Genomic DNA, 22,828 nt, shown 5'->3' on the forward strand with positions numbered 1-22,828 from the left:
ACGTACAAATAAGAGTCGCTAAATTCTTACTTCAATTTATGGATAACAGGTTGCCCTGGCTCCAGTTCTTGAACATGCCAATCTAGACCAATAGATGGCATGGTTTCTAGGAATGGGTCTGGATCTAGTTGTTCCATGTTGAACACGCCTTTGTCTGCCCACTTGCCACGGAAGAACTGCAAAGCCGCAGTGATCGCTGGTACGCCAGTGGTGTATGAGATAGCTTGGTGTTCAACATCTTCGTATGCGACTTCGTGATCAGCGTTGTTGTAAATAAATACACTGCGCTCTTTACCATCTTTCTTACCTTGAACCCAAGTACCGATACACGTTAGGCCAGTGTAGCCTGGCGCGAGTGATGTTGGATCTGGTAGTAGTGCTTTTAGCACGTGCAAAGGTTGAACAACCGTACCGTCGTGAAGCGTTAGTGGATCTGGGCTGAGTAGACCGATGTCGCGCATCACATTGAAGTAGTTTAGGTAACGGTCACCAAAGCCCATCCAGAATTCGATGCGTTTCGCCGGGATGAACTCTTGCATAGATCGAACTTCGTCGTGCGCCATTGAGTACACTTTGTGTGAACCACAATTCGGGAATTCAAACTCAAGCATACGTGAGTGACAAGGTACTTGTTTCCACTCGCCGTTTTCCCAGTAGAACGAATCGCCTTGAATCTCAAGCATGTTCGTTTCTGGATCAAAGTTAGTTGCGAACTTCTTGCCGTGGTCGCCTGCGTTTACATCCATTACGTCGATAGTATCGATTTCATCGAACAGATGTTTCACTGCGTATGCGGCAAACACCGATACTACGCCCGGATCGAAACCAGCACCAAGAATACCTGTAATGCCCGCTTCTTCAAACTTCTCACGGTAACCCCACTGCCAATCGTAAGCTTGAGGTACTTGTTGGCCTTCAGAGCACAAGTCAACCGCAACAGATGTATCAAGGTATGACACTTTAGCTTGGTAACATGCTTCCATAATAGACATGTTCACCCAAGGAGGACCTGCGTTGATCACTAAGTCAGGTTGTACTTCTTTAATTAAAGCAACTAAAGAATCTACGTCGTCCGCGTTTACCGCTCGCGCTTCTAATTTCTTAGTTGAATCTTTCAGATTGTTTTTCTTCTGAATCGATTCGATGATTTTCTCACACTTACCTAAGGTACGTGATGCGATTGTGATATCACCCAGAACGTCGTTGTTTTGTGCTGCTTTATGTGCAACTACCCAGCCAACGCCGCCTGCACCAATCTGTAGAATTGCCATAGTTTTCCGTTACCTTTGTTAAACTAGCTCTGCCGCTAGCGTATTGATTTTTGAGAGCAAAGATTCAAAGTCCGCCGTCGTCAGACACGGGTTCAAAATCGTAAATTTCAATGCAGTTTTATCGTCGACAATGGTTTCACCCAATACCGCAATACCGCGTGTTAACGCTTCTAAGCGCAACGTTTTGTTCAGTTCATCAAGATCCGCTGATTCATTTGTCGCGCGGAACAGAACCGTAGATAGTGATGGTTCAGCCAACAACTCAAAGTGTTTGTTATCTCGAATCATGTCCGCCACTTCAAGCGTCTGTTCAAGCAAATGATCATACATATCGCCTAGGGCTTTTGGCCCTACGCTTTGCATCGTCATAAACACTTTGAGCGCATCAAAACGCTTAGTTGTCGCAATAGACTTATCCACCAAGTTCGGTAGTTCGTCGTGTTCGCGGTTCAAATAGTCTGCATGGTGAAGCAGGAATTTAAAGTTAGACTTGTCATTTACCAATAGCGCACCACAACTGATGGTTTGGTAAAACAGCTTATGGAAGTCTACGCTGATGGAATGTGCACGCTCACAACCTTTCAGACGCGCTTTTTGGCTACTTAGAATCAGAGCTCCACCGTATGCACCGTCGACGTGCATCCACATGTCATGTTTCGCTACGATATCGGCGATAAAGTCTAAGTCATCAATAGCACCGTGGTCCGTTGTACCCGCTGTACCAACAATGGCAAATGGGATCAAACCTTCTGCTTTGGCCTGATTGAGAACTTCGTCTAACTTAGTGACATCCATCGTTCCATCGGCATTAGCATCGACGGTCATGACCGCTTTTTCACCCAATCCCATCCAAGACGCTGATTTTTGAACCGTGAAGTGGGATTTTTTCGAACATACAATACGTAGCTTGTCTGCGTATTCAGGAAGGCCAAGCTTTTGAATTGAGTGTGCACTGAGTTTGTCAGCAATCCAATCTCGCGCAAGCATCAAACCCATTTGGTTACTTTGCGTGCCGCCGCTCGTGAAGATACCGTCCGCTTTTTCACCTAACTCATATTTATCGCATAGCCAGTTCACAACTTTCTGTTCAACATAAGTCGCTGATGAAGCTTGATCCCATGAGTCCATCGACTGGTTCAAAGCCGCAATCATTGCCTCTGCCGCAATCGCTGGCATCAACGGTGGAGTATGCAGGTGAGCAATACAATCTGGATGTTGAGTAAAAATTGCGTTTTTCGCGACCAGATCAGCAGCATCGTCGATAACGGATTTAAGAGGCGCATTTCCATTATCAAGATCAACGTCGTGAATCGCTGCTTCCAATGCTTTTGGATCCACACCTGAATACGGTGCAGTCACTTGTTCAAACACTGACTTCATTGCCGTAGTAGTGTGATTCATCACCGAAGCAAATTCATTGCTGCCCATCTCTCCAGTGTGGATGAAATGCTTCTTCCATTCATCTTGTGGCTGAGTTTCGATGTGACTACCGCCAGCGGCTAAAATCGCGTCTTCAAATACACGTAAAGCAAAGTCGATTTGCTCAAACGAGATGATAAGAGGAGGAAGGAAACGAATTACTGCGCCTTCGCGTCCACCTTTCTCAACGATCAAGCCACGCTCGAGTGCTGCGCGTTGAATAGAAAGTGTGAGTTCACTATCCGCTTGAGGTTCACCAAATTTATTGAGCTCACCGTCTGGATTTTTAATCTCCACGCCTAGCATCAAACCTTTGCCACGAACCTCTGCGATACAGTTTACACGCTTTTGAATACTCTCAAGGCCGTAACGCAGGTACTGACCCGCAATATTGGCATGCTCAACAAGGTTATCACGCTGGATAATTTCTAATGCTTTCGCACCAGAGACCATAGCTAGCTGGTTACCACGAAATGTACCTGTGTGCTCGCCCGGCTTCCATGTATCATGTTGCTTGTTGATAACCAATAGCGACATTGGTAAGCCACCACCAATTGCTTTTGATAAACACAGAATATCTGGAACAATGCCCGACTCTTCGAACGCGAAATTGTAGCCAGTTTTACCAATACCACACTGGATCTCATCGAAGATCAGTAAGATACCGTGTTCATCACAAATACGACGTAACTCTCGTAGCCAGAATGCTGGCGCAGGAACAACACCACCCTCACCTTGCACTGGCTCCACGATAATCGCGGCAGGCTTCATAATGCCTGACTCATCATCGTTTAAAAGACGATCGATATAGCGAATACTTGCTTTTGCACCTTCATCACCGCCAAGCCCAAAAGGACAACGCAGGTTGTATGGGAAAGGCATAAAGTGCACATCCGACATCAAACCAGTTCGACGAGCTTTGGTGCCTAAGTTACCCATCATCCCCATCGTACCATTAGTCATACCATGGTATGCGCCACGGAAGGCAAACATAGTGTTGCGACCGGTAGTCTGTTTCGCGAGCTTGATAGCAGCTTCAACCGCATCAGCTCCAGACGGGCCACAAAATTGGATAACGCTGTTCTCGCTTAACTCTTGAGGAAGAAAAGACTTAACAGATTGAATAAACGTCGTTTTTGCTGATGTTGCAATATCTAGCGTCTGATATGGCAGTCCTGAATCTAATTGCTCTTTCAGAGCTTGGTTTATTTCAGGATGGTTATACCCCAAAGCTAGAGTGCCTGCCCCCGCAAGGCAGTCTAGAAAGATCTGTCCACGCGTATCTTCAACCAAGCACCCAAAGGCTTGTTTAATTGCGATCGGCAAACGACGTGGATAAGAACGTACTTCAGATTCATGCTCAGCCTGATCAATCAATACTTGATCTGGCGTTAAGTCATACGTTCCCTCAACGATAGGAACCTGAGACGAAAAAATGTTTGCGATATTGCTATCGACTTCAAAGGCAGTGCTCATACTACATAATCCCTTGAATTATAATAATTCTGTATCCTGTATTAATAATCATTAGAATGAAATTACAGGAGGTGTGAATACCCCTCCGCATTTGTCAGTGCATAAATGACAAATACAGATCATCCGCCACGATACTCGCGACTTTATATGTAAAAGGGATTAATCAAGGTTCTGTAATGCACCCGTTTTGTAAAACAGGACATTTCGGCAGTATGAAGCTGATTAGTGTGTGTTTATTCAAAGGTTTCAATGTTGGGTTTCCCATTAATATGCCGCGTTTACAGCATTAGTATCCCGTCTATCGACAAAAGGCTTTGCCGATACCTACCCTACGCAGTGTCACAATCAGCTTGAATGGTCACTACGCGTATCCCCCAGAGATCAAACGTTGTTAATTACGCTCCGAGATTGCGCGCGAATTTATCACAAAATAAAATCTTCTGGCAACGATTTTTCATATTAGTAACAGTGATGTAAATCACAACAAAACATACCCCATTGCAACTCACATGTTCATATTCATGAGCTATGCTTTTCTGCTTCTCTCAAATAGCTGTTATTTAAACAAATATTCTTGAGATATCATCACCTCATCTAAACAGAGGTTTAAGGTTGTGCTGCTTAATCGTAAAACATTCCTTTCTATATCCGGAACATTTAAAAAGATAGCATTCTCGTCACAGCTTTGCCTGGAGTAAGAGTGGTTATTCACCACAAGTGATGGTTTAAACATAGACTAGTAGGAATAGCTAAGATGTTTTGCAATGGCAGAATTAACAATCACTTGAGTCAATGAGACAAAGGGTTCGCTACTTAACGAAGTCTGTGACAGAAAAGAAGTTTGAGATTTTCAAAAAAATACGAAAAAGGCCTAACATTTTCATGTTAGGCCTTAAATCTGGAGCGACACACGAGGTTCGAACTCGTGACCTCAACCTTGGCAAGGTTGCGCTCTACCAACTGAGCTAGTGTCGCATTTAATATGAGATGGTGCCCCGGGCCGGACTTGAACCGGCACAACGCGAACGTCGAGGGATTTTAAATCCCTTGTGTCTACCAATTCCACCACCAGGGCACACAAATATTCTTTGTGATGCCTTTACAGAAAAGTAAAACACCATCTGATACCGCTAAATGCCATATCAATAAAATTTGGAGCGACACACGAGGTTCGAACTCGTGACCTCAACCTTGGCAAGGTTGCGCTCTACCAACTGAGCTAGTGTCGCATTTATTCTCGAAAGCCATTCACTCTCAAAAGAATAATGGAGGCGCCTCCCGGAGTCGAACCGAGGTCCACGGATTTGCAATCCGCTGCATAGCCACTCTGCCAAGGCGCCTCATTTGTGAATAAAGCTAAGCTTTTTCACCACCCTTTGAGCCGTGCTCTCCTGGGTACGGGATGCATTCTACGGATTCGAGCGATCGAGTCAACACTATTTTTATTTTTTTAAATCGTTTGACTAGAATTTGTGCGAAAGACGATGGATTGCTTAGTTTTAATACTAAAAATCGCTTAAATACACTTGTTTATCATAAAACTTTGGCTACGCCTTACACTGCTGGCCGTGCGTTGCGTGCATTGAAGTATTAATAATCAGAAGACTCGCCTCTCTAAGACTCTCCAAGGACAAAAACAAGACTTAGATCACAAATGGAACTCTATCGAAGCAAAAGCCCCAGATACAAATTGTAAGCATGGCCGTTAGCAAGCATTGAAAAGCGAGAGAAGCAAAAAATGCTGTAGATTGTCTTAGATACAAAAAAGCAGGCTATTAAGCCTGCTTTCTAACATCAGAATTTAATGGTGCTCTTCATTCAACAGATCGTCTTTCGCAGCAGCCAAATATTGAATCATTGACCAATATGTCAAGAAAGTTGCCACATACAAGGCCGCAAAGCCTAGCCAAACCATCCATTCATCGTAACGCCATATCAACACCCATAAGGCGAACATTTGCGAAACAGTTTTTACTTTGCCAACCCAAGATACCGCAACACTCGCTCGCTTACCGATTTCAGCCATCCATTCTCGCAATGCTGAGATAATGATTTCTCGCGCAATCATCGTTACCGCAGGAATGGTCACCCAAATTGAATGATAATGTTCCGTGATTAGAATCAATGCCGTTGCCACTAGCACTTTATCAGCGACAGGATCAATAAACGCGCCAAAACGAGAAGTTTGGCCAAGTTTACGGGCCAACATGCCGTCAAGCCAGTCAGTAAAACCCGCTACCCAAAACACCATTGCTGCTGCAAACGGTGCCCATGAATAAGGTAGATAAAAGACAACCACAAAAACAGGGATTAGGAACAGTCTAAGAAGAGACAGAATGTTCGGGATATTCAAACGCATTTTATTATTCTCTTACACATTGCGGCTTAATGTTGCGCGATTTTCCTTATTGTTTCAATGCTTGGAAAATAATTTCTGCTAAAGAGTGACTTATTCCCGGTACTTTGGCGATTTCTTCGACACTTGCACGTTTAAGTTCTTGTAACCCACCCATGTACTTGAGTAACGCCTGACGTCGTTTAGGGCCGATTCCCTCAATCCCTTCGAGTGCACTCGTACGTCTGGTTTTACCTCGCTTAGCACGGTGCCCCGCTATAGCATGGTTATGGCTTTCATCACGAATATGTTGGATAAGATGCAGCGCAGGAGCATCACTTGGTAAATGAAACTCGTCCCCATCGACTGTAATCAGCGTTTCTAAACCTGGTTTGCGAGTAACGCCTTTTGCAATACCAATCATGATAGGACGCTTTGGCCAATCCCCCCAGTACTGCGAAATGATGTCATGCGCACGATTTAACTGACCTTTACCGCCATCGATAAAGATGATGTCGGGAATTTTCTCTACGTCCAATTGCTTCGAATAACGGCGCTCCAACGCTTGTCCCATTGCTGCGTAATCATCACCACCGGTAATCCCAGTAATGTTGTAGCGACGATACTCTTGCTTAACGGGGCCTTCATTGTTGAACACCACACATGACGCAATCGTGCTTTCCCCCATCGTATGGGAGATATCAAAACATTCCATTCGAGCTATAGACTCCAAATTCAATGTTTCGCGAAGCGCATGAAAACGCTGATTAATCGTCATTTTGTGATTGATTTTGGTGGTAATCGCCGTTAGTGCATTAGTGTTCGAAAGCTTGAGATACCTTGCTCGAGAGCCAGTTGGCGACGTATGAAAATGAACCTTACGGCCTGCCACTTCACTTAACGCTTTCTGTATTGGCGCAATATCTTCTGCCAACTCTTGATTCAAAATAATACGAGAAGGAATTGTACGTGCTTCGTTATGGCTCAAATAGTATTGAGTCAGAAAACTATCGAACACTTCCTGCTGGCTTGTATTTTGTGGGATTTTCGGAAAATGGCTACGGCTACCAAGCACTTTGCCTTGGCGTATCATCAGGATATGGATACACGCGATACCATTCTCCTGAGCAAACCCGAGTACATCCATATCATCCATGCTGTCTTCTGAGACGTACTGCTGCTCTTGAACACGCCTAATCGCTTGGATTTGATCGCGAAATTTAGCGGCATCTTCAAAGCGCAATTGCTGACTGGCAACTTCCATTTTCTCAATCAACTGTTTGAGTACTTGCTGATCTTTGCCTTGCAAAAACATGCGCACAAAGCCAACCAACTCTGCATATTCTTCATCAGAAATGATGGTATTAACGCATGGTCCTGCACAACGACCAATTTGGTACATCAAACATGGGCGCGTTCGGTTGGAATAGACAGTGTCTTCACACTGGCGCACAGGAAATATCTTTTGCAGCAAATGCAATGTTTCTCTTACTGCACCAGAATCTGGGTAGGGGCCAAAATATTCACCTTTGCGCTTCTTGGCGCCACGGTGGATAGAAAGCCGTGGGTGCTTATGACCGCTAATAAAGATATAAGGGTAAGACTTATCATCTCGCAGCAACACATTGTATTTCGGTAAATACTGCTTGATGTAGTTATGCTCTAGGATCAGCGCTTCTGTCTCAGTGTGAGTCACCGTGACGTCTATTTTGGCGATATTACTGACAAGCGCGCGAGTTTTCTCACTGTCTACTTTTTTCCGAAAGTAGCTTGAAAGGCGCTTTTTAAGGTCTTTGGCTTTACCTACGTAGATTACAACAGCTTCGGCGTTGTACATTCTGTAAACGCCGGGCTGATGAGTTACTGTCTTGAGAAAGGAAGCCGAATCGAAAGGAGGATTCACGCTAAAGGGTCTCGGTGTCCAGCATTCCGTGGCGAATCGCTAAGTGAGTTAACTCAACGTCACCATTAATGTCCAATTTACTAAAGAGTCGGTAGCGATAGCTATTGACTGTCTTTGGACTTAAATTAAGTTGCTCAGAAATATCCGTTACCTTTTGGCCTTTGGTGATCATAAGCATGATCTGCAATTCACGTTCGGATAAGTCTTTAAAAGGGTTCTCAGAGGCTGGAGAAAATTGACTCAATGCCATCTGCTGCGCAATCTCTGGCGAGATGTAACGCTGTCCACTATTAACTACACGAATCGCATTCACCATTTCGTCAGGGCCAGCACCTTTGGTTAAATAACCAGACGCACCTGCCTGCATCACCTTGGTTGGAAACGGGTTTTCTGTATGAACGGTAAGTACGATGATTTTCACATCAGGATTCACGCGAAGAATTTTTTTAGTGGCTTCCAAGCCACCAATTCCTGGCATGTTCATGTCCATTAAAACGACGTCAGCATGATTACTGCGACACCATTTTACTGCATCTTCACCGCTGTCAGCTTCTCCTGCTACGTTCATTCCACGGACGTCTTCAATAATACGTCGTATCCCTGTGCGAACCAGCTCGTGATCATCTACAAGGAAAACATTTATCAAACTTGTATCTCCACACTTTGTATTGGTTCTGCACCCACATAACCATTATTTGTTAAATGTGGATATCAGTATGACTGCCTATATACTAACGTAATCGACAAAAAATTGCTTTCTATGAATATGTGCTGAAACGCAAACTTTAGCAAGAACTTATTCATAAACCACTCTATTATTTTAGAGCGTGATGAGCAGAACCGAAATCTAAGAAAAGACAATTAACAACATTAAGTACAATAAATCAAGTAACTAGGTTTCATATTGCCCAGAGAAACACGCAATAACTTAAAATGACACTGTCCCTCTTGCACCAAAGACTAACTTGTAATCACTAATTCCAGCAAAAATTTGAGACGCTTTCTTTACTGGTTATTTTCACAGTTCTTAGTGTTAAACTAACGTTCTTCAAGTTTTCTAAGGTTTCTCACATTTGAATATTCAACAAGGCTTCCTGCTAACTCGACAGGCACGAGACATCAAAGGTCAAACTAAAATCGAGCTGTGGCTTTCGACAGAAGCAGGTCCTACTCAGTTACTTATTAATGGTGAGAAGCCAGTATTTTTCATCGCTCAGAAACACTCAGAGCAAGCAAAGACACTCGCACGAGAAAAAAACATATTCGTCGACATCCGCCTTTTGGATCTCAAAACGTTTGAACATACGCCTCTTGCTGCCTGCTATACCAATGTAACCAGAGACGCTCTCGCACTCAAAGACACATTCGCTCAAAAAGATATCACTACGTATGAAAGTGATATTCGCCTCGCCGATCGCTACCTAATGGAGCGTTTTATCAAAGGCAGTATCGAGTTTACAGGCAATGTGACTCGCACCAATGGCTACCAACGCGTCCAGAGCGCAAAATGCCGTGCGGGGCAATATGAGCCGAAGTTAAACGTTGTCTCGTTAGATCTAGAATGCTCTGAGAAAGGCATTCTTTACTCAATCGGATTAGACAGCGTCATGGATTCCCGCGTTATCATGATCGGAGAACCAGAACCTTCGGAGACACCGATACAATGGGTTAAGGATGAAAAAGCGCTTCTAGAAGCACTCATCGATTGGTTTAAACAATTCGACCCCGATGTCATTGTCGGTTGGAACGTCATTGATTTTGACTTTCGTCTGCTACACAAACGAGCAGAATGGCACAACATGAAGCTAATGCTTGGTAGAGCAGACCAAGCCAGCTTTTTCAGAAGTTCATCTCAAAGCCAACAAGGGTTTATTTCCATTCCAGGGCGAGTTGTAATGGACGGTATCGATACGTTAAAAACGGCGACTTATCACTTTCGGTCTTGGTCATTAGAGTCTGTATCTCAAGAACTCTTAGGGGAAGGGAAAGAAATCCACAACGTTCATGACCGCATGGATGAGATCAATCGTATGTACCGCTCCGACAAACCATCGCTGGCTAAATATAACTTACAAGACTGCGTGTTGGTGAATAAGATTTTCAATCACACTCACCTGCTTGACTTTGCAATAGAGCGCTCTCGTCTCACTGGTGTCGAACTAGATCGTGTCGGCGGTTCGGTTGCAGCATTCACAAACCTATACATGCCTCAGATACACCGAGCAGGCTACGTTGCCCCAAACCTACACCCTGAAAATTGGATTGCGAGCCCCGGCGGTTACGTGATGGACTCCATCCCTAACCTATATGATTCTGTTTTAGTATTGGATTTTAAGAGTCTATATCCATCGATTATTCGCTCGTTCTTGATTGATCCTATGGGGTTAGTTGAGGGGTTATTGCTCGATATTGGAAAAGAAGAAAATCAGGCTGTACCTGGCTTTCGCGGTGGGCAGTTCCATCGTACGAAACACTTTTTACCAGAAATGATTGAAAAGCTTTGGGCAGCACGTGATGTTGCAAAGAAGAACAATGAAAAAGCTTTTTCTCAGGCAATCAAAATCATCATGAACTCCTTTTATGGCGTACTGGGCTCATCGGGATGTCGTTTCTTTGATACTCGGTTAGCTTCTAGTATTACCATGCGCGGACATGAAATCATGAAGCAAACTAAGGTGCTGATTGAGGAGCAAGGATATCAAGTGATTTACGGCGATACGGATTCCACATTCGTGTCGTTGAATCGACCATACAGTCAAGTAGAAGCTGACGCTGTTGGAAATCAAATAGTTGATTACATCAACTCTTGGTGGCAAGAACACCTGCGTTCTGAGTACAACCTAACATCTATGTTGGAAATCGAGTATGAAACCCATTATCGCAGATTCCTTATGCCAACGATTCGTGGCGCAGAAACTGGCTCGAAAAAGCGCTATGCGGGTTTAATCGGTGAAGGAGAGCAAGAACGGATTGTATTTAAAGGGTTAGAAAGTGCACGTACTGACTGGACCTCGTTAGCACAGAAATTTCAAAATACACTCTATAGCATGATTTTCCATGGTGAAGATCCAAGCGACTATGTCCGAGAGATGGTTGAGAAAACTAACAACGGTGAATTTGATGAACAGTTGGTGTATCAAAAGCGACTGCGCAGAAAACTGCATGAGTATCAGAAAAACGTCCCGCCACAAGTGCGTGCAGCTCGTTTAGCGGATGAGATAAATGCCAAGCTTGGCCGCCCATTACAGTATCAAAACAAAGGACGAATTGAATACATTATTACCGTGAACGGCCCTGAACCTTATGAGTACCTCAATAGCCCGATTGATTATCAACATTACATTGATAAACAACTCAAACCCGTTGCAGATGCGATTCTCCCTTTCATTGGGACGGACTTTGACAGGCTTTCAGCGCCACAAATGGGGTTGTTTTAGCCGATACGAAACTCTGTTTTCTGGTACTGTTTGACTAACCAATCACCAAACGCATCAATTAGCCCGATAACAGAACGCTTGGGAATCCCCCGGCCAGAAAGTAAAATTTCTAGCCGCTCGATCTCAAGCTGCTTTTCAGGATGATAAGTTAAGAATACCTTGCCACACTCTACGGGGTCATCAAACCAACGTTTATCTCGATACATCACCAAAGAGTATGACGCTCTTAGTAACTTTTTAGCAATCACGCGCTGGGCGGCCACCTGCTCTTCTATCGTCTTCGCTTGTACGATTTTTTTGCGATACACCGTAATCCAATCTTCCACATCCATATTCCAGTGCTTAGCAATTTCCCAACTTGGGACGTAATCACCGAAGCAGTCTGCTAGATCATCACCATAAACACAGACACAGCAATGCTTAAGCATAAAGCCCCAAGTAAAAATACTATCTAAATTAGCCACTTCGCTCACTAAGGCTGTACGGACCGATACACCATTAACTTGAGAGTAACTCTGCTGCGCACGCCACTTAATTGTGTTGAGCAAAGTCGCGCGATTGTGCTCAAAGGATGATTGAGTAACGACAACCAGGTCTAAGTTCGACTTCCCAACGATCGCTGTTTTACGAGCAACACTACCGTATACATAAACGCTGTGTAAGTTTTGCCCCAATCCACCTTTGAGACAAGCGGTGACTTCCCTAATTAAAGGCGCAAACTCTGGTTGAAATGGTTGTTTAGGATCGATAACAGGCAGAGACATGACTTAAAACGTGTTCTCAGATGGTTCAAGAAGTTGGGCTATATGTTCTCTTAGCCGACTCACCGAATCAAGTCCATTCAGGTGTTTAGTCATGGGAGTAACAACAAATTTCTGCAATGAATTTTAATGCTAGGCGGCTAACTTAGCGCTATAATCACCGAGTTTTGCTTAATAAGTATGAATAGGAATATACAATGCCAAAGGCAAGTGAAATCAAAAAAGGCTTCGCAATCGAGTCTAATGGTAAAACTCTTCTAGTTAAAGACATCGAAGTAACGACTCCTGGCGGTCGTGGCGGCGCTAAAATCTACAAAATGCGTTGTACAGATCTAAACACGGGCGCACGTGTAGATGAGCGTTACAAGTCTGATGACGTTGTTGAAACGGTAGAAATGAACAAACGTGCAGTTGTGTACTCATACGCTGACGGCGATGAGCACATCTTCATGGATAACGAAGACTACTCACAATACACATTCAAGCACAATGAAGTTGAAGACGACATGCTGTTCATCAACGAAGATACACAAGGTATCCACATTATCCTTGTTAACGGTGCTGCAGTGGGTATTGAACTACCATCTTCTGTTGAGCTAGTGATTGAAGAAACTGACCCTTCAATCAAAGGTGCTTCTGCATCTGCTCGTACTAAACCAGCACGCTTCGCTTCAGGTCTTGTCATCCAGGTTCCTGAGTACATTGCAACTGGTGACCGAGTTATCATTAACACAGCTGAACGTAAATACATGAGCCGAGCATAAGCATGTCTGATTTGATTTCTTACGACGACGTCATCGACGCAGCGTACGACATTTTCCTTGAGATGGCTCCAGATAACCTAGAGCCTGCTGACGTGATTCTGTTTACTGCGCAATTTGAAGATCGTGGTGCCGCAGAACTTGTTGAAACCGGTGATGACTGGGTTGAACATGTTGGCTTCGAGATCGACAAAGAAGTATATGCAGAGGTTCGTATCGGCCTAGTAAATGAGGAAAATGACGTTCTTGATGACGTATTTGCTCGTATGCTAATCAGCCGAGACCCTGAACATAAGTTCTGCCATATGCTTTGGAAACGCGATTAACGTTTCTTCATCATGAACAAAGATACCAGCCTAGTGCTGGTATTTTTTTATCTGTTGTTTTCGTCTAGCTGAGATATTTGTTTATACAAAGCACCCTGCTCTATATCGGCTTTAGATCCTTTTGTTATGTAACAGATAAGAAAAAGGCTTGCCGAATTGGCAAGCCTTTCTGATGTTTTGCTATCGATTAACGATGCTTGTTGCGTGCGCCTTGGTCACCAGCAGTCTTCTTCGGCTTACGACGAGAAGGGTTGTTGCTGCGACCTTTTGGCGTGTTAACACGCTCTTCATGGCGCTTAACTGCGCGACGAATTTTTTGGCTGCGTGCACGCTCACGTTTGCGTGACGTGTTGTCTTTGTTCAGATCAAGCATGGTTTCTTTCTCTGGACGAAGCTCTACAAGCTCCCGCAAGTAGTTTACTTCTTTCAGGTCAAGCTCCATCCAACCGCCACGAGGCAGTTTCTTGTCTAAGAAGATGTCGCCGTAACGAACACGTTTCAGACGGCTAACGGTACACTCTTGCGATTCCCATAGTCGACGAACTTCGCGGTTACGACCTTCGTTGATAACAACGTAAAACGTGTGGTTCATGCCTTCACCACCCGCGTAAACAACATCTTCAAAGCGAGCTAAACCGTCTTCCAGTTCAACACCTTTTACTAGATTACGAACTTTCTGTTCAGTTACTTCACCGAACACACGTACTAGGTATTCACGTTCAACTTGGCGGCTTGGGTGCATTAAGCGGTTCGCCAGTTCACCATCCGTTGTGAAAAGTAGAAGACCAGAAGTGTTCGCATCCAGACGACCAACTGAAATCCAACGAGAGCCACGAATTTTTGGCAGACGATCAAAAACAGTACGACGACCTTCTGGATCGTGACGAGTACACAGTTCACCCTCAGGTTTGTAGTACGCAAGTACACGACAAATCACTTCTTCTTGAATCTTTGCAGAGACAATGTGACCATCGATACGAACTACGCTGCTCTCGTCTTCAAGTCTTTCACCAAGCTTAGCGACTACACCGTTCACGCTAACGCGACCAGATTTAATTAACGATTCAATCTCACGACGAGAACCGTGACCAGCACGTGCTAATACTTTTTGTAACTTTTCGCTCATTTATCTACCTATGTGTCGTCTTCACAGACGTCTAGACCAGGATTGGTCTGCATTTTGCTATTTACCCATTTCAGTGGGATTTTTCGGTCGGACATTATACGTAACTTTCTTAGTTAATGTAAGCTAAATCGGCGCCATTCTCCACACCAAAATTCACTTCAAAAATGACCGAAATATTTGTCCTATTCTGCAACTTTTTTACTACTTAATGCAGGCATTGATCAACGAGAATCCCACTAATATCGGTCTTCCTGAACCACTTTAACCACGCTGTACCTGATAAAATTGTCAGGGTTACAACAATAACCACTTGGGGTGTGTTTACTGTTCGTATTGCTAGAAAGCAACGAAGAATAAGCCGTCCCGGTTTGCTGCTAAGTAATACCAATCACCGCAGACAATGAGCGCTCATAGCAAAACAAGGTCGTGGGTAACAAGACAAAAATTGTCTTTAAGTCATTAGTTCACATCAAAAATAACACTAATGCTATCGTGTACTCTGACTCTCTAGGTTCGCTCTGCACTCTCGGCGATTGGCATAAATCAGACAAAAAGGAATAGAACAATGTCTATGCTAAATCTCGACCTAAATTGGATTTTTGGGACATCTCAAGATGACGATATGACAGGCACAAAAGGCTCTGAAACAACCGATATTTTCTTCGGCTTCTGTGGTGATGATAAGTTTGTAGGATACGGAGGTAATGATATTGTCTTCGGTGGCTGGGGAGATGATACCTTGCTTGGTGGCCGAGGTAACGACTTTGTTTCTGGCGGCTTTGGAAACGATTTCCTATCCGGAGGATTAGGAAACGACAAACTCTTTGGTGGCTGTGGCGACGACACAATTTTTGATTATTCAGGCAACAACTACTTGAGTGGTGGCTGGGGTAACGACACCCTCGTTGTTGGTGATGGTGAATCAGTACTGAGCGGTGGCTGTGGAGACGACACCTTCGTGCTTACAAACCGCCTGGCTATTGGTGTACCTGATCAGCCAGTATCTTCCAACGATATTGATGTCAAAGCCGACATTGTCGATTTTAATATTTTCCATGACAAACTTGTCTTTGATATGGGCCGAGACACTGATAACGATGGCATTCGAGATACGTTCTTGGATTCAGCGGATGATCTGACTTTATCTTACAATGAGTGTGGCTGGGCAGTATTCTCAAGTGATGAATACAATGTTGAAGTGACACTAAACGGTGTGAGCTCTGCATACATCAACTATGCAGAACAAAATGGTATCGACATTTTCGATTTTGCTTAACCTCAATCAGTTAAGTTCAATGAGATATTCGATATGACAACTAAAATAGGAGGCGCGATGCCTCCTATTTTGTTTGGCGGTGGTGCGTCTACTATTCGAATGGTGCAGGGTCACCTGATCCCAAACGAACTACAACAGGTTCACCTTCGCTAAAGTCAATTACAGTCGTAGGTTGCTCACCTAGGTAACCGCCATTAAGAATCACATCAACCGCATGTTCTAGTTTATCTCGAATATCCTCTGGATCAGATTCTGTTACGTCACTGCCAGGTAGAATCAACGACGTAGACATCATCGGCTCACCTAATGCTTCCAACAAGTCCAAGGCAATTTGATTGTCTGGAACACGGATACCGATGGTCTTACGTTTTGCATTCATCAAACGACGCGGCACCTCTTTTGTGCCTTTGAAGATGAAGGTGTAAGGACCTGGTGTGTTATTTTTCAGCAGTCGGAATGCAGAGTTATCCACTCGCGCATAGAGAGAAAGCTCCGACAAATCACGACACAGCAAAGTAAAGTTATGCTTATCATCCAGACGACGAATCTGACAGATTCGTTCCAGTGCCTGTTTGTTCTCCAACTGACAGCCAAGTGCATACCCTGAATCAGTAGGGTAAACCACAACGCCGCCGTTACGAATGATTGCTACTGCTTGATTAATCAAGCGAGCCTGTGGGTTTTCTGGGTGAACGTAAAAAAACTGGCTCATTGTAATTCCTCATTATCGAGCCTCTCGGCTCTATATTTTTATGGGTTCTCGACTTCGTATTACTGAGTATTATTCAACGAAGGATCTATTCCCCAATCTTTCCAAACTGGTTCGACGCCAGCAGGCAACCATAGGTTCCTTCCTAGCTCCATCCACGGTGATGGGTAGTGAAAATCACTGCCTTGAGAGGCTAATAGTTTGTATTGTATAGCATAATCAGCCAAGTTGCGCCTTTCTTGTTGCGCTTGCTGTGGCTGTGCAACTTCCATCGCATCACCACCTGCTTCGACAAACGCTGCTAGAAGACGCTTAATCCACTTCGCTGTCAACTTATATCTGCCAGGATGCGCTAATACCGCCATTCCACCAGCCGCATGGATAGCATCAACCGCATCCTTCATCGAACACCAATTCGGTGGTACATAACCTGGGTTATTACGCGTTAGGTATTTTTTAAACACCATTTGCATGGTTTTTGCGTAACCATTATCTACCAACCATTTCGCGAAATGCGCTCTTGTCACTGGGGCATCACCGGCGATTTGCCTTACCTCTTCAAGCACACCTACTCGAGTTGCTTTTTGTAGTCGCTCTGCAATTAACTCAGATCGTGTTATGCGATGCTGCTTCTGCTGCTCTATGAGGGCAGATAATTGTTCATTTTCCGGATCAATATTCAGGCCGACAATATGAATGTCTTTGTTTTGCCAGACGGTCGATATCTCAATGCCATTGATGATTTTTATCGGCAAATTATTATCTTGAACGTATTGCTTAGCTAACGCCAAACCGTCAACCGTATCGTGATCAGTGATCGCCAAAACCTCGATATCAAAACTCAGCGCCCTTTCCACTAAATCTTTAGGTTCTAACCGACCGTCCGATGCAGTGGTGTGACTATGTAAATCAATTCTCATATTTTTATCGTTTTAATGCCGTTTTGGGGTTGACTTTTTACTCTCGCACTAGTTAACTAGTACACAAATACAAAGTACGTAATTTAAGGTTCACCATGTTACAAGAATTTAACCAAAACCAAAAAGCGAAAGTTGCGGTTTGTCTTAATAAGGCAAACTCATCAGATCTTGCTTGGTGGCGCACTTGGACTAGTTCTTGGTGGGCAAACGTATACTTCTAGTTTATAGAACCAAACGTTGTAAAGCCCGCTACTTAAGCGGGCTTTTTTGTTTTGTTGCTCATTTCACATTCAACTGCCTAAACATTAATCGAATATAGCCAACTCTAGATTGGGAGAACGTTTGCTTTATGCGACTATGTACGGCAGGAAGATTTAAACAGCTACAAGGAGGTCTTGTGAACAAGGCCATTGAAATTAAGAAACTTGGACAGCTTGAAGTGCTAACGGCTTCCGTCCCTTATACTCAAGACCCGACTCGCTTGTTCCACACACTATGTGAGAACAAAACTGACAGCCTATTGCTGGAATCTGCTGAGATCGATTCAAAGCAAAATTTAAAATCCCTGCTGATCGTAGATTCAGCGGTTCGCATTGTTTGCTTCGGCCATACCGTTAGCATGCACGCCTTGACCAATAACGGTAAAAACCTACTGTCTCACCTAAACCAGAACATCCGTGGTGACGTTGAGAGCAAGTTCGATGGCGAAACGCTAACTTTGCAGTTTAACCAGCCATGCGACACGTTAGATGAAGACTCTCGCCTACGTGAAGCCTCTTCTTTCGATGCGCTGCGTTTGGTTCAGCATAGTTTTGATATTTCACAGCAAGACAAACACGCAATTTTCCTTGGTGGTCTGTTTGCCTACGACTTAGTCGCAAACTTTGAGCCGCTTGGTAATGCCGAAGCAACAAATCAGTGTCCAGATTACGTTTTCTACGTCGCGGAAACACTACTTGTTGTCGACCATCAAACGGAATCTTGCCAGCTTCAAGCGACGTTGTTTGTTGATGGTTCAGAGAAAACAGCGTTAGAGACTCGTATTGCAGAAATTAGCGCCCAATGTGCAGCGCCAAAACTGTTGCCGAGTGCAGAGCAAATAACAGATGTAACGGTAGAACCTAGCGTGTCTGATGCAGACTTCTGCCAAACCGTTCGCGACTTAAAAGAGTTCGTAGTGAAAGGCGATGTATTCCAAGTTGTACCGTCTCGTAGATTCACTCTACCTTGTCCTTCTCCACTGGCTGCTTATAAAGAACTGAAACAAAGTAACCCAAGCCCTTACATGTTCTACATGCAAGATGAGCTGTTCACTCTGTTTGGCGCATCACCAGAAAGCGCGCTTAAGTATGAAACCGATACCAACCAAATTGAAATCTACCCAATCGCAGGCACTCGTCGCCGCGGTAAGCGCCCTAACGGCGAGATTGATTTCGACCTAGACAGCCGCATCGAACTTGAACTGCGCACCGACATGAAAGAAAACGCAGAACACATGATGTTGGTTGACTTGGCACGTAACGACGTCGCTCGTATTGCTCAAGCTGGTACTCGCCACGTAGCAGACCTTCTAAAAGTCGACCGCTACAGCCACGTAATGCACTTGGTGTCTCGTGTGGTTGGTCAACTGCGTGAAGACCTAGACGCGCTGCACGCATATCAAGCATGTATGAACATGGGTACGCTCACCGGCGCACCTAAGATTCGTGCCATGCAGTTGATTCGCGATGTAGAAGGCGCACGACGCGGTAGCTACGGCGGCGCTGTTGGCTACCTCACTGGTGAAGGCACACTCGACACCTGTATCGTGATCCGCTCAGCGTACGTTGAGAACGGCATTGCTCAAGTTCAAGCTGGTGCGGGCGTGGTGTTCGACTCTGATCCACAAGCGGAAGCAGACGAAACGCGCGGCAAAGCACAAGCGGTAATCTCTGCTATCCAAGCAGCTCATAAGTCACAATAAGGAATAGGGTTCAGAGATGGCTAATATCATTTTTATCGACAACTTTGACTCGTTCACCTACAACCTTGTGGATCAATTCCGCTCGCTAGGTCACTCGGTCAAGATTTACCGAAACAACATCCCAGCAGAAACCATCGAACAAGCGGTAAACGAGCTTGAAAACCCAGTGGTTCTGCTATCGCCAGGCCCTGGTGCTCCTTCAGAAGCAGGCTCAATGCCTGAGCTTATCCAACGCATGAAAGGCAAAGTGCCGATGATCGGCATTTGTCTTGGTCACCAAGCGATTGTTGAAGCGTACGGTGGCACCGTTGCTGGCGCGGGCGAAATCATTCACGGTAAGGTCTCTATGATGGAGCACCAAAACCATGCGATTTACCAAAATCTACCATCACCACTTGCAATTGCACGTTACCACTCGCTAGTTGCGACCAAGGTTCCTGAGAGCCTAACCATCACAGCAGAAGTGGATGACTTGGTAATGTCTGTTGTACATAAAGAAGATAAAGTTTGCGGGTTCCAGTTCCACCCGGAATCTATTATGACGACCTACGGAGCAACACTGTTGGCCAATGCCATTGAGTGGGCACTTGAAGAACAAGCTTCAGCGACCCCACTCACTGCTTAAAAAGCACTTGGCACATAAGAAATTTAGGAGAGGAAATATGGAAGCAATCATCAACCCTATTATTACCAAACTGTACGAGCAAGAATCGCTTACTCAGGAAGAGAGCCAACAGCTATTCGACATCATTATCCGTGGTGAACTAGACCCAATTTTGATGGCATCAGCACTGACTGCACTAAAACTCAAAGGCGAAACGCCAGACGAAATTGCAGGCGCGGCGAAAGCACTGCTGGCAAACGCAAATCCATTCCCTCGCCCAGATTACGATTTCGCAGATATCGTAGGTACTGGTGGTGACGGTCACAACACCATCAACATTTCAACCACTGCGGCGTTTGTTGCTGCAGCATGTGGTCTAAAAGTAGCGAAACACGGTAACCGCAGCGTTTCAAGCAAATCTGGTTCTTCTGATCTTCTTGATTCATTTGGTATCAACCTAGCTATGAGCGCAGAAGATACGCGCAAAGCGGTAGACGATATTGGTGTCGCTTTCCTATTTGCACCTCAATACCACGGTGGTGTGCGCCATGCGATGCCAGTGCGTCAAACTATGAAAACACGCACCATCTTTAACATTCTTGGCCCACTGATTAACCCTGCTCGTCCTAACATCGAATTGATGGGCGTTTACAGTGAAGAACTGGTTCGTCCTATCGCAGAAACCATGCTACAAATGGGTATGAAGCGCGCCGCTGTAGTACACGGCAGTGGCTTGGACGAAGTAGCAATTCACGGTGAAACAACCGTTGCCGAAATCAAAGACGGTAAGATCACAGAATACAAATTAACGCCTGCAGACTTCGGTCTAGAAGCGCACCCACTAGAAGCAATCAAAGGTGGCGATCCTGAAGAAAACAAAGCGATCATTACCAATATCCTGACGGGTAAAGGTACAGACGCACAGTTGGGTGCAGTGGCAGTAAACGTTGCTCTGCTAATGCGTCTATTCGGCCACGAAGATTTAAAAGCCAACACGCAACAAGCGATTGAGGCAATGAATTCAGGCAAGGCGTACCAATTGGTACAACAACTTGCCGCACACGCTTAAGGAATTGAAGAAGATGACTGACTTCAACACTCAGCAAGCTGACAACCTGTCTGAACACGTTTCTAAGAAAGAAGCAGAAATGGCAGAAGTACTGGCGAAAATTGTCCGCGACAAATATCAGTGGGTAGCAGACCGTAAGGTGTCTCAACCGCTAAGCACATTTAAGTCTGATTTGCTGCCATCGGACCGCAGCTTCTACGATGCTCTGAGTGGCGAAAAGACGGCCTTCATCACCGAATGTAAGAAGGCATCTCCTTCTAAAGGTTTGATTCGTGATCACTTCGACTTGGATTACATTGCATCGGTTTACAACAACCATGCTGATGCGATTTCAGTCCTAACAGACGAGAAGTACTTCCAAGGTAACTTTGACTTTCTTCCTCAAGTGCGTGGTCAAGTCAAACAACCGGTTCTGTGCAAAGACTTCATGGTAGATACCTACCAAGTTTACCTAGCGCGTCATTACAGTGCTGATGCCGTGCTACTTATGCTTTCTGTCCTTAATGACGAAGAGTACAAAGCGCTAGAGGAAGCAGCGCACAGCCTGAACATGGGTATCTTGACCGAAGTCAGCAACGAAGAAGAGCTTCATCGTGCAGTTAAGCTAGGCGCACGCGTTATCGGCATTAATAACCGTAACCTTCGCGATCTAAGTACCGATTTGAATCGTACTAAAGAACTGGCACCGACCATTCGTGAACTGGCTCCTAACGCAACAGTAATCTCAGAATCTGGCATTTATACACATCAACAAGTTCGTGATTTAGCGGAATACGCAGACGGCTTCTTGATTGGTAGTTCACTGATGGCGGAAGACAACCTTGAACTTGCAGTACGTAAAGTGACGTTAGGCGAAAACAAAGTCTGTGGCTTAACGCACCCAGATGACGCAGCGAAAGCGTACCAAGCTGGTGCGGTATTTGGTGGTCTGATTTTTGTCGAGAATTCGAAGCGTGCGGTCGACCTTGAAGGTGCGCGCTTAACCATGAGCGGTGCTCCACTTAACTACGTAGGCGTGTTCCAAAATCACGATATCGATTTTGTTGCTTCTGTCGTGACCTCTTTGGGTTTAAAAGCGGTGCAACTGCACGGTCAAGAAGACCAAGCTTACGTTAATCAGCTAAAAGCAGAGCTACCAGCATGTGTTGAAATCTGGAAAGCTTACGGTGTGACAGATGCGAAGCCAGAACTGCTTTCGGACAACATTGACCGTCACCTATTAGATGCACAAGTTGGCACTCAAACAGGTGGAACCGGACAAGTGTTCGACTGGTCACTGATCGGCGACCCAAGTCAAATTATGCTAGCGGGCGGACTGTCGCCAGAAAATGCTCAACAAGCAGCGACACTAGGTTGCTTGGGATTAGATTTAAACTCTGGTGTAGAAAGCGCACCAGGCAAAAAAGATTCACAGAAGTTGCTTGCGGCCTTCACCGCCATTCGCAACTACTAAAGCTGGACATCAGCTAAAA

General features: G+C 44.8%; 18 protein-coding genes, 4 tRNA genes and 1 other annotated feature. Of the genes, 9 read left to right on the forward strand and 13 right to left on the reverse strand.

Annotated features, from left to right (window positions below):
• Positions 1 to 26: 26 nt before the first annotated feature.
• The 9 genes from IJ23_RS05595 to uvrY form a co-directional block, all read right to left on the reverse strand.
• On the reverse strand, positions 27 to 1,271 hold the full coding sequence (locus IJ23_RS05595; protein ID WP_033905664.1) for a carboxynorspermidine synthase: 1,245 nt from the start codon (positions 1,269 to 1,271) through the stop codon (positions 27 to 29).
• 18 nt (positions 1,272 to 1,289) lie between these two features.
• Positions 1,290 to 4,166: a pyridoxal phosphate-dependent class III aminotransferase gene (locus IJ23_RS05600; RefSeq protein WP_033905666.1), complete on the reverse strand. Its 2,877-nt coding sequence runs from the start codon at positions 4,164 to 4,166 to the stop codon at positions 1,290 to 1,292.
• A gap of 899 nt (positions 4,167 to 5,065) precedes the next feature.
• Positions 5,066 to 5,141, reverse strand: a tRNA-Gly gene (locus IJ23_RS05605).
• A 13-nt stretch (positions 5,142 to 5,154) separates the two neighbouring features.
• Positions 5,155 to 5,241: transfer RNA gene (locus IJ23_RS05610), tRNA-Leu, on the reverse strand.
• Between the two features lie 78 nt (positions 5,242 to 5,319).
• Positions 5,320 to 5,395 (reverse strand) — tRNA-Gly (locus tag IJ23_RS05615).
• 37 nt (positions 5,396 to 5,432) lie between these two features.
• Positions 5,433 to 5,506, reverse strand: a tRNA-Cys gene (locus tag IJ23_RS05620).
• Between the two features lie 461 nt (positions 5,507 to 5,967).
• On the reverse strand, positions 5,968 to 6,525 hold the full coding sequence (gene pgsA, locus IJ23_RS05625) for a CDP-diacylglycerol--glycerol-3-phosphate 3-phosphatidyltransferase (RefSeq protein ID WP_005394805.1): 558 nt from the start codon (positions 6,523 to 6,525) through the stop codon (positions 5,968 to 5,970).
• A gap of 46 nt (positions 6,526 to 6,571) precedes the next feature.
• Positions 6,572 to 8,404 carry an excinuclease ABC subunit UvrC gene (uvrC, locus tag IJ23_RS05630; RefSeq protein WP_017820475.1) on the reverse strand — a complete coding sequence of 611 codons (1,833 nt, stop codon included), beginning with the start codon at positions 8,402 to 8,404 and terminating at the stop codon, positions 6,572 to 6,574.
• Position 8,405: 1 nt separating this feature from the next.
• A complete protein-coding gene (uvrY, locus tag IJ23_RS05635) occupies positions 8,406 to 9,050 on the reverse strand; it encodes a UvrY/SirA/GacA family response regulator transcription factor (protein WP_005386783.1) in 645 nt (214 codons plus the stop codon).
• A gap of 427 nt (positions 9,051 to 9,477) precedes the next feature.
• Between uvrY and IJ23_RS05640 the strand changes: the two genes are divergently transcribed.
• Complete coding sequence (locus IJ23_RS05640; RefSeq protein ID WP_033905667.1) at positions 9,478 to 11,841, forward strand: DNA polymerase II; 2,364 nt, start codon at positions 9,478 to 9,480, stop codon at positions 11,839 to 11,841.
• On the opposite strand, the gene IJ23_RS05645 is transcribed toward IJ23_RS05640, so the two are convergent.
• Entirely contained in the window at positions 11,838 to 12,605 is a 768-nt protein-coding gene (locus IJ23_RS05645; RefSeq protein ID WP_033905668.1) for a nucleotidyltransferase, read from the reverse strand. The two genes, IJ23_RS05640 and IJ23_RS05645, sit on opposite strands and share 4 nt — an antisense overlap.
• Before the next feature lie 194 nt (positions 12,606 to 12,799).
• On the opposite strand from IJ23_RS05645, the gene efpL reads away from it, so the two are divergent.
• The gene (gene efpL, locus IJ23_RS05650; protein WP_005376801.1) at positions 12,800 to 13,366 is read left to right on the forward strand and encodes an elongation factor P-like protein EfpL; all 567 of its coding nucleotides are present in this window, start codon (positions 12,800 to 12,802) and stop codon (positions 13,364 to 13,366) included.
• Between the two features lie 2 nt (positions 13,367 to 13,368).
• Entirely contained in the window at positions 13,369 to 13,689 is a 321-nt protein-coding gene (locus IJ23_RS05655; protein ID WP_005376800.1) for an HI1450 family dsDNA-mimic protein, read from the forward strand.
• 187 nt (positions 13,690 to 13,876) lie between these two features.
• Here IJ23_RS05655 and rluB read toward each other — a convergent pair whose 3' ends face one another.
• Entirely contained in the window at positions 13,877 to 14,815 is a 939-nt protein-coding gene (gene rluB, locus IJ23_RS05660) for a 23S rRNA pseudouridine(2605) synthase RluB (protein ID WP_005376798.1), read from the reverse strand.
• A 565-nt stretch (positions 14,816 to 15,380) separates the two neighbouring features.
• On the opposite strand from rluB, the gene IJ23_RS05665 reads away from it, so the two are divergent.
• Complete coding sequence (locus tag IJ23_RS05665; RefSeq protein ID WP_005376796.1) at positions 15,381 to 16,091, forward strand: calcium-binding protein; 711 nt, start codon at positions 15,381 to 15,383, stop codon at positions 16,089 to 16,091.
• A gap of 91 nt (positions 16,092 to 16,182) precedes the next feature.
• Here IJ23_RS05665 and IJ23_RS05670 read toward each other — a convergent pair whose 3' ends face one another.
• Positions 16,183 to 16,803 (reverse strand): L-threonylcarbamoyladenylate synthase, encoded by a 621-nt coding sequence (locus tag IJ23_RS05670; protein ID WP_005376791.1) that lies wholly within the window; start codon positions 16,801 to 16,803, stop codon positions 16,183 to 16,185.
• 59 nt (positions 16,804 to 16,862) lie between these two features.
• Positions 16,863 to 17,720 carry an RNase RNM gene (gene rnm / locus IJ23_RS05675; RefSeq protein ID WP_005386777.1) on the reverse strand — a complete coding sequence of 286 codons (858 nt, stop codon included), beginning with the start codon at positions 17,718 to 17,720 and terminating at the stop codon, positions 16,863 to 16,865.
• 95 nt (positions 17,721 to 17,815) lie between these two features.
• Here rnm and IJ23_RS05680 point away from each other — a divergent pair, with 95 nt between their 5' ends.
• The 5 genes from IJ23_RS05680 (at position 17,816) to trpCF (ending at position 22,809) form a co-directional block, all read left to right on the forward strand.
• On the forward strand, positions 17,816 to 17,941 hold the full coding sequence (locus IJ23_RS05680) for a trp operon leader peptide (protein ID WP_005376787.1): 126 nt from the start codon (positions 17,816 to 17,818) through the stop codon (positions 17,939 to 17,941).
• Positions 17,888 to 17,991 (forward strand) — a sequence feature (Trp leader region). Its footprint overlaps the gene before it by 54 nt.
• A 126-nt stretch (positions 17,992 to 18,117) precedes the next feature.
• Positions 18,118 to 19,683, forward strand: coding sequence for an anthranilate synthase component 1 (locus IJ23_RS05685; RefSeq protein WP_033905669.1), 1,566 nt, complete (start codon positions 18,118 to 18,120; stop codon positions 19,681 to 19,683).
• Positions 19,684 to 19,699: 16 nt separating this feature from the next.
• Positions 19,700 to 20,308 carry an aminodeoxychorismate/anthranilate synthase component II gene (locus IJ23_RS05690; protein WP_033905670.1) on the forward strand — a complete coding sequence of 203 codons (609 nt, stop codon included), beginning with the start codon at positions 19,700 to 19,702 and terminating at the stop codon, positions 20,306 to 20,308.
• Between the two features lie 37 nt (positions 20,309 to 20,345).
• Positions 20,346 to 21,356, forward strand: coding sequence for an anthranilate phosphoribosyltransferase (gene trpD / locus IJ23_RS05695; RefSeq protein ID WP_033905671.1), 1,011 nt, complete (start codon positions 20,346 to 20,348; stop codon positions 21,354 to 21,356).
• A gap of 13 nt (positions 21,357 to 21,369) precedes the next feature.
• A complete protein-coding gene (gene trpCF / locus IJ23_RS05700) occupies positions 21,370 to 22,809 on the forward strand; it encodes a bifunctional indole-3-glycerol-phosphate synthase TrpC/phosphoribosylanthranilate isomerase TrpF (protein WP_033905672.1) in 1,440 nt (479 codons plus the stop codon).
• The last annotated feature ends 19 nt before the right edge of the window (positions 22,810 to 22,828 follow it).

The sequence above is a fragment of the Vibrio sp. OY15 genome (genome assembly GCF_000742455.1).
Taxonomy (GTDB): domain Bacteria; phylum Pseudomonadota; class Gammaproteobacteria; order Enterobacterales; family Vibrionaceae; genus Vibrio; species Vibrio alginolyticus.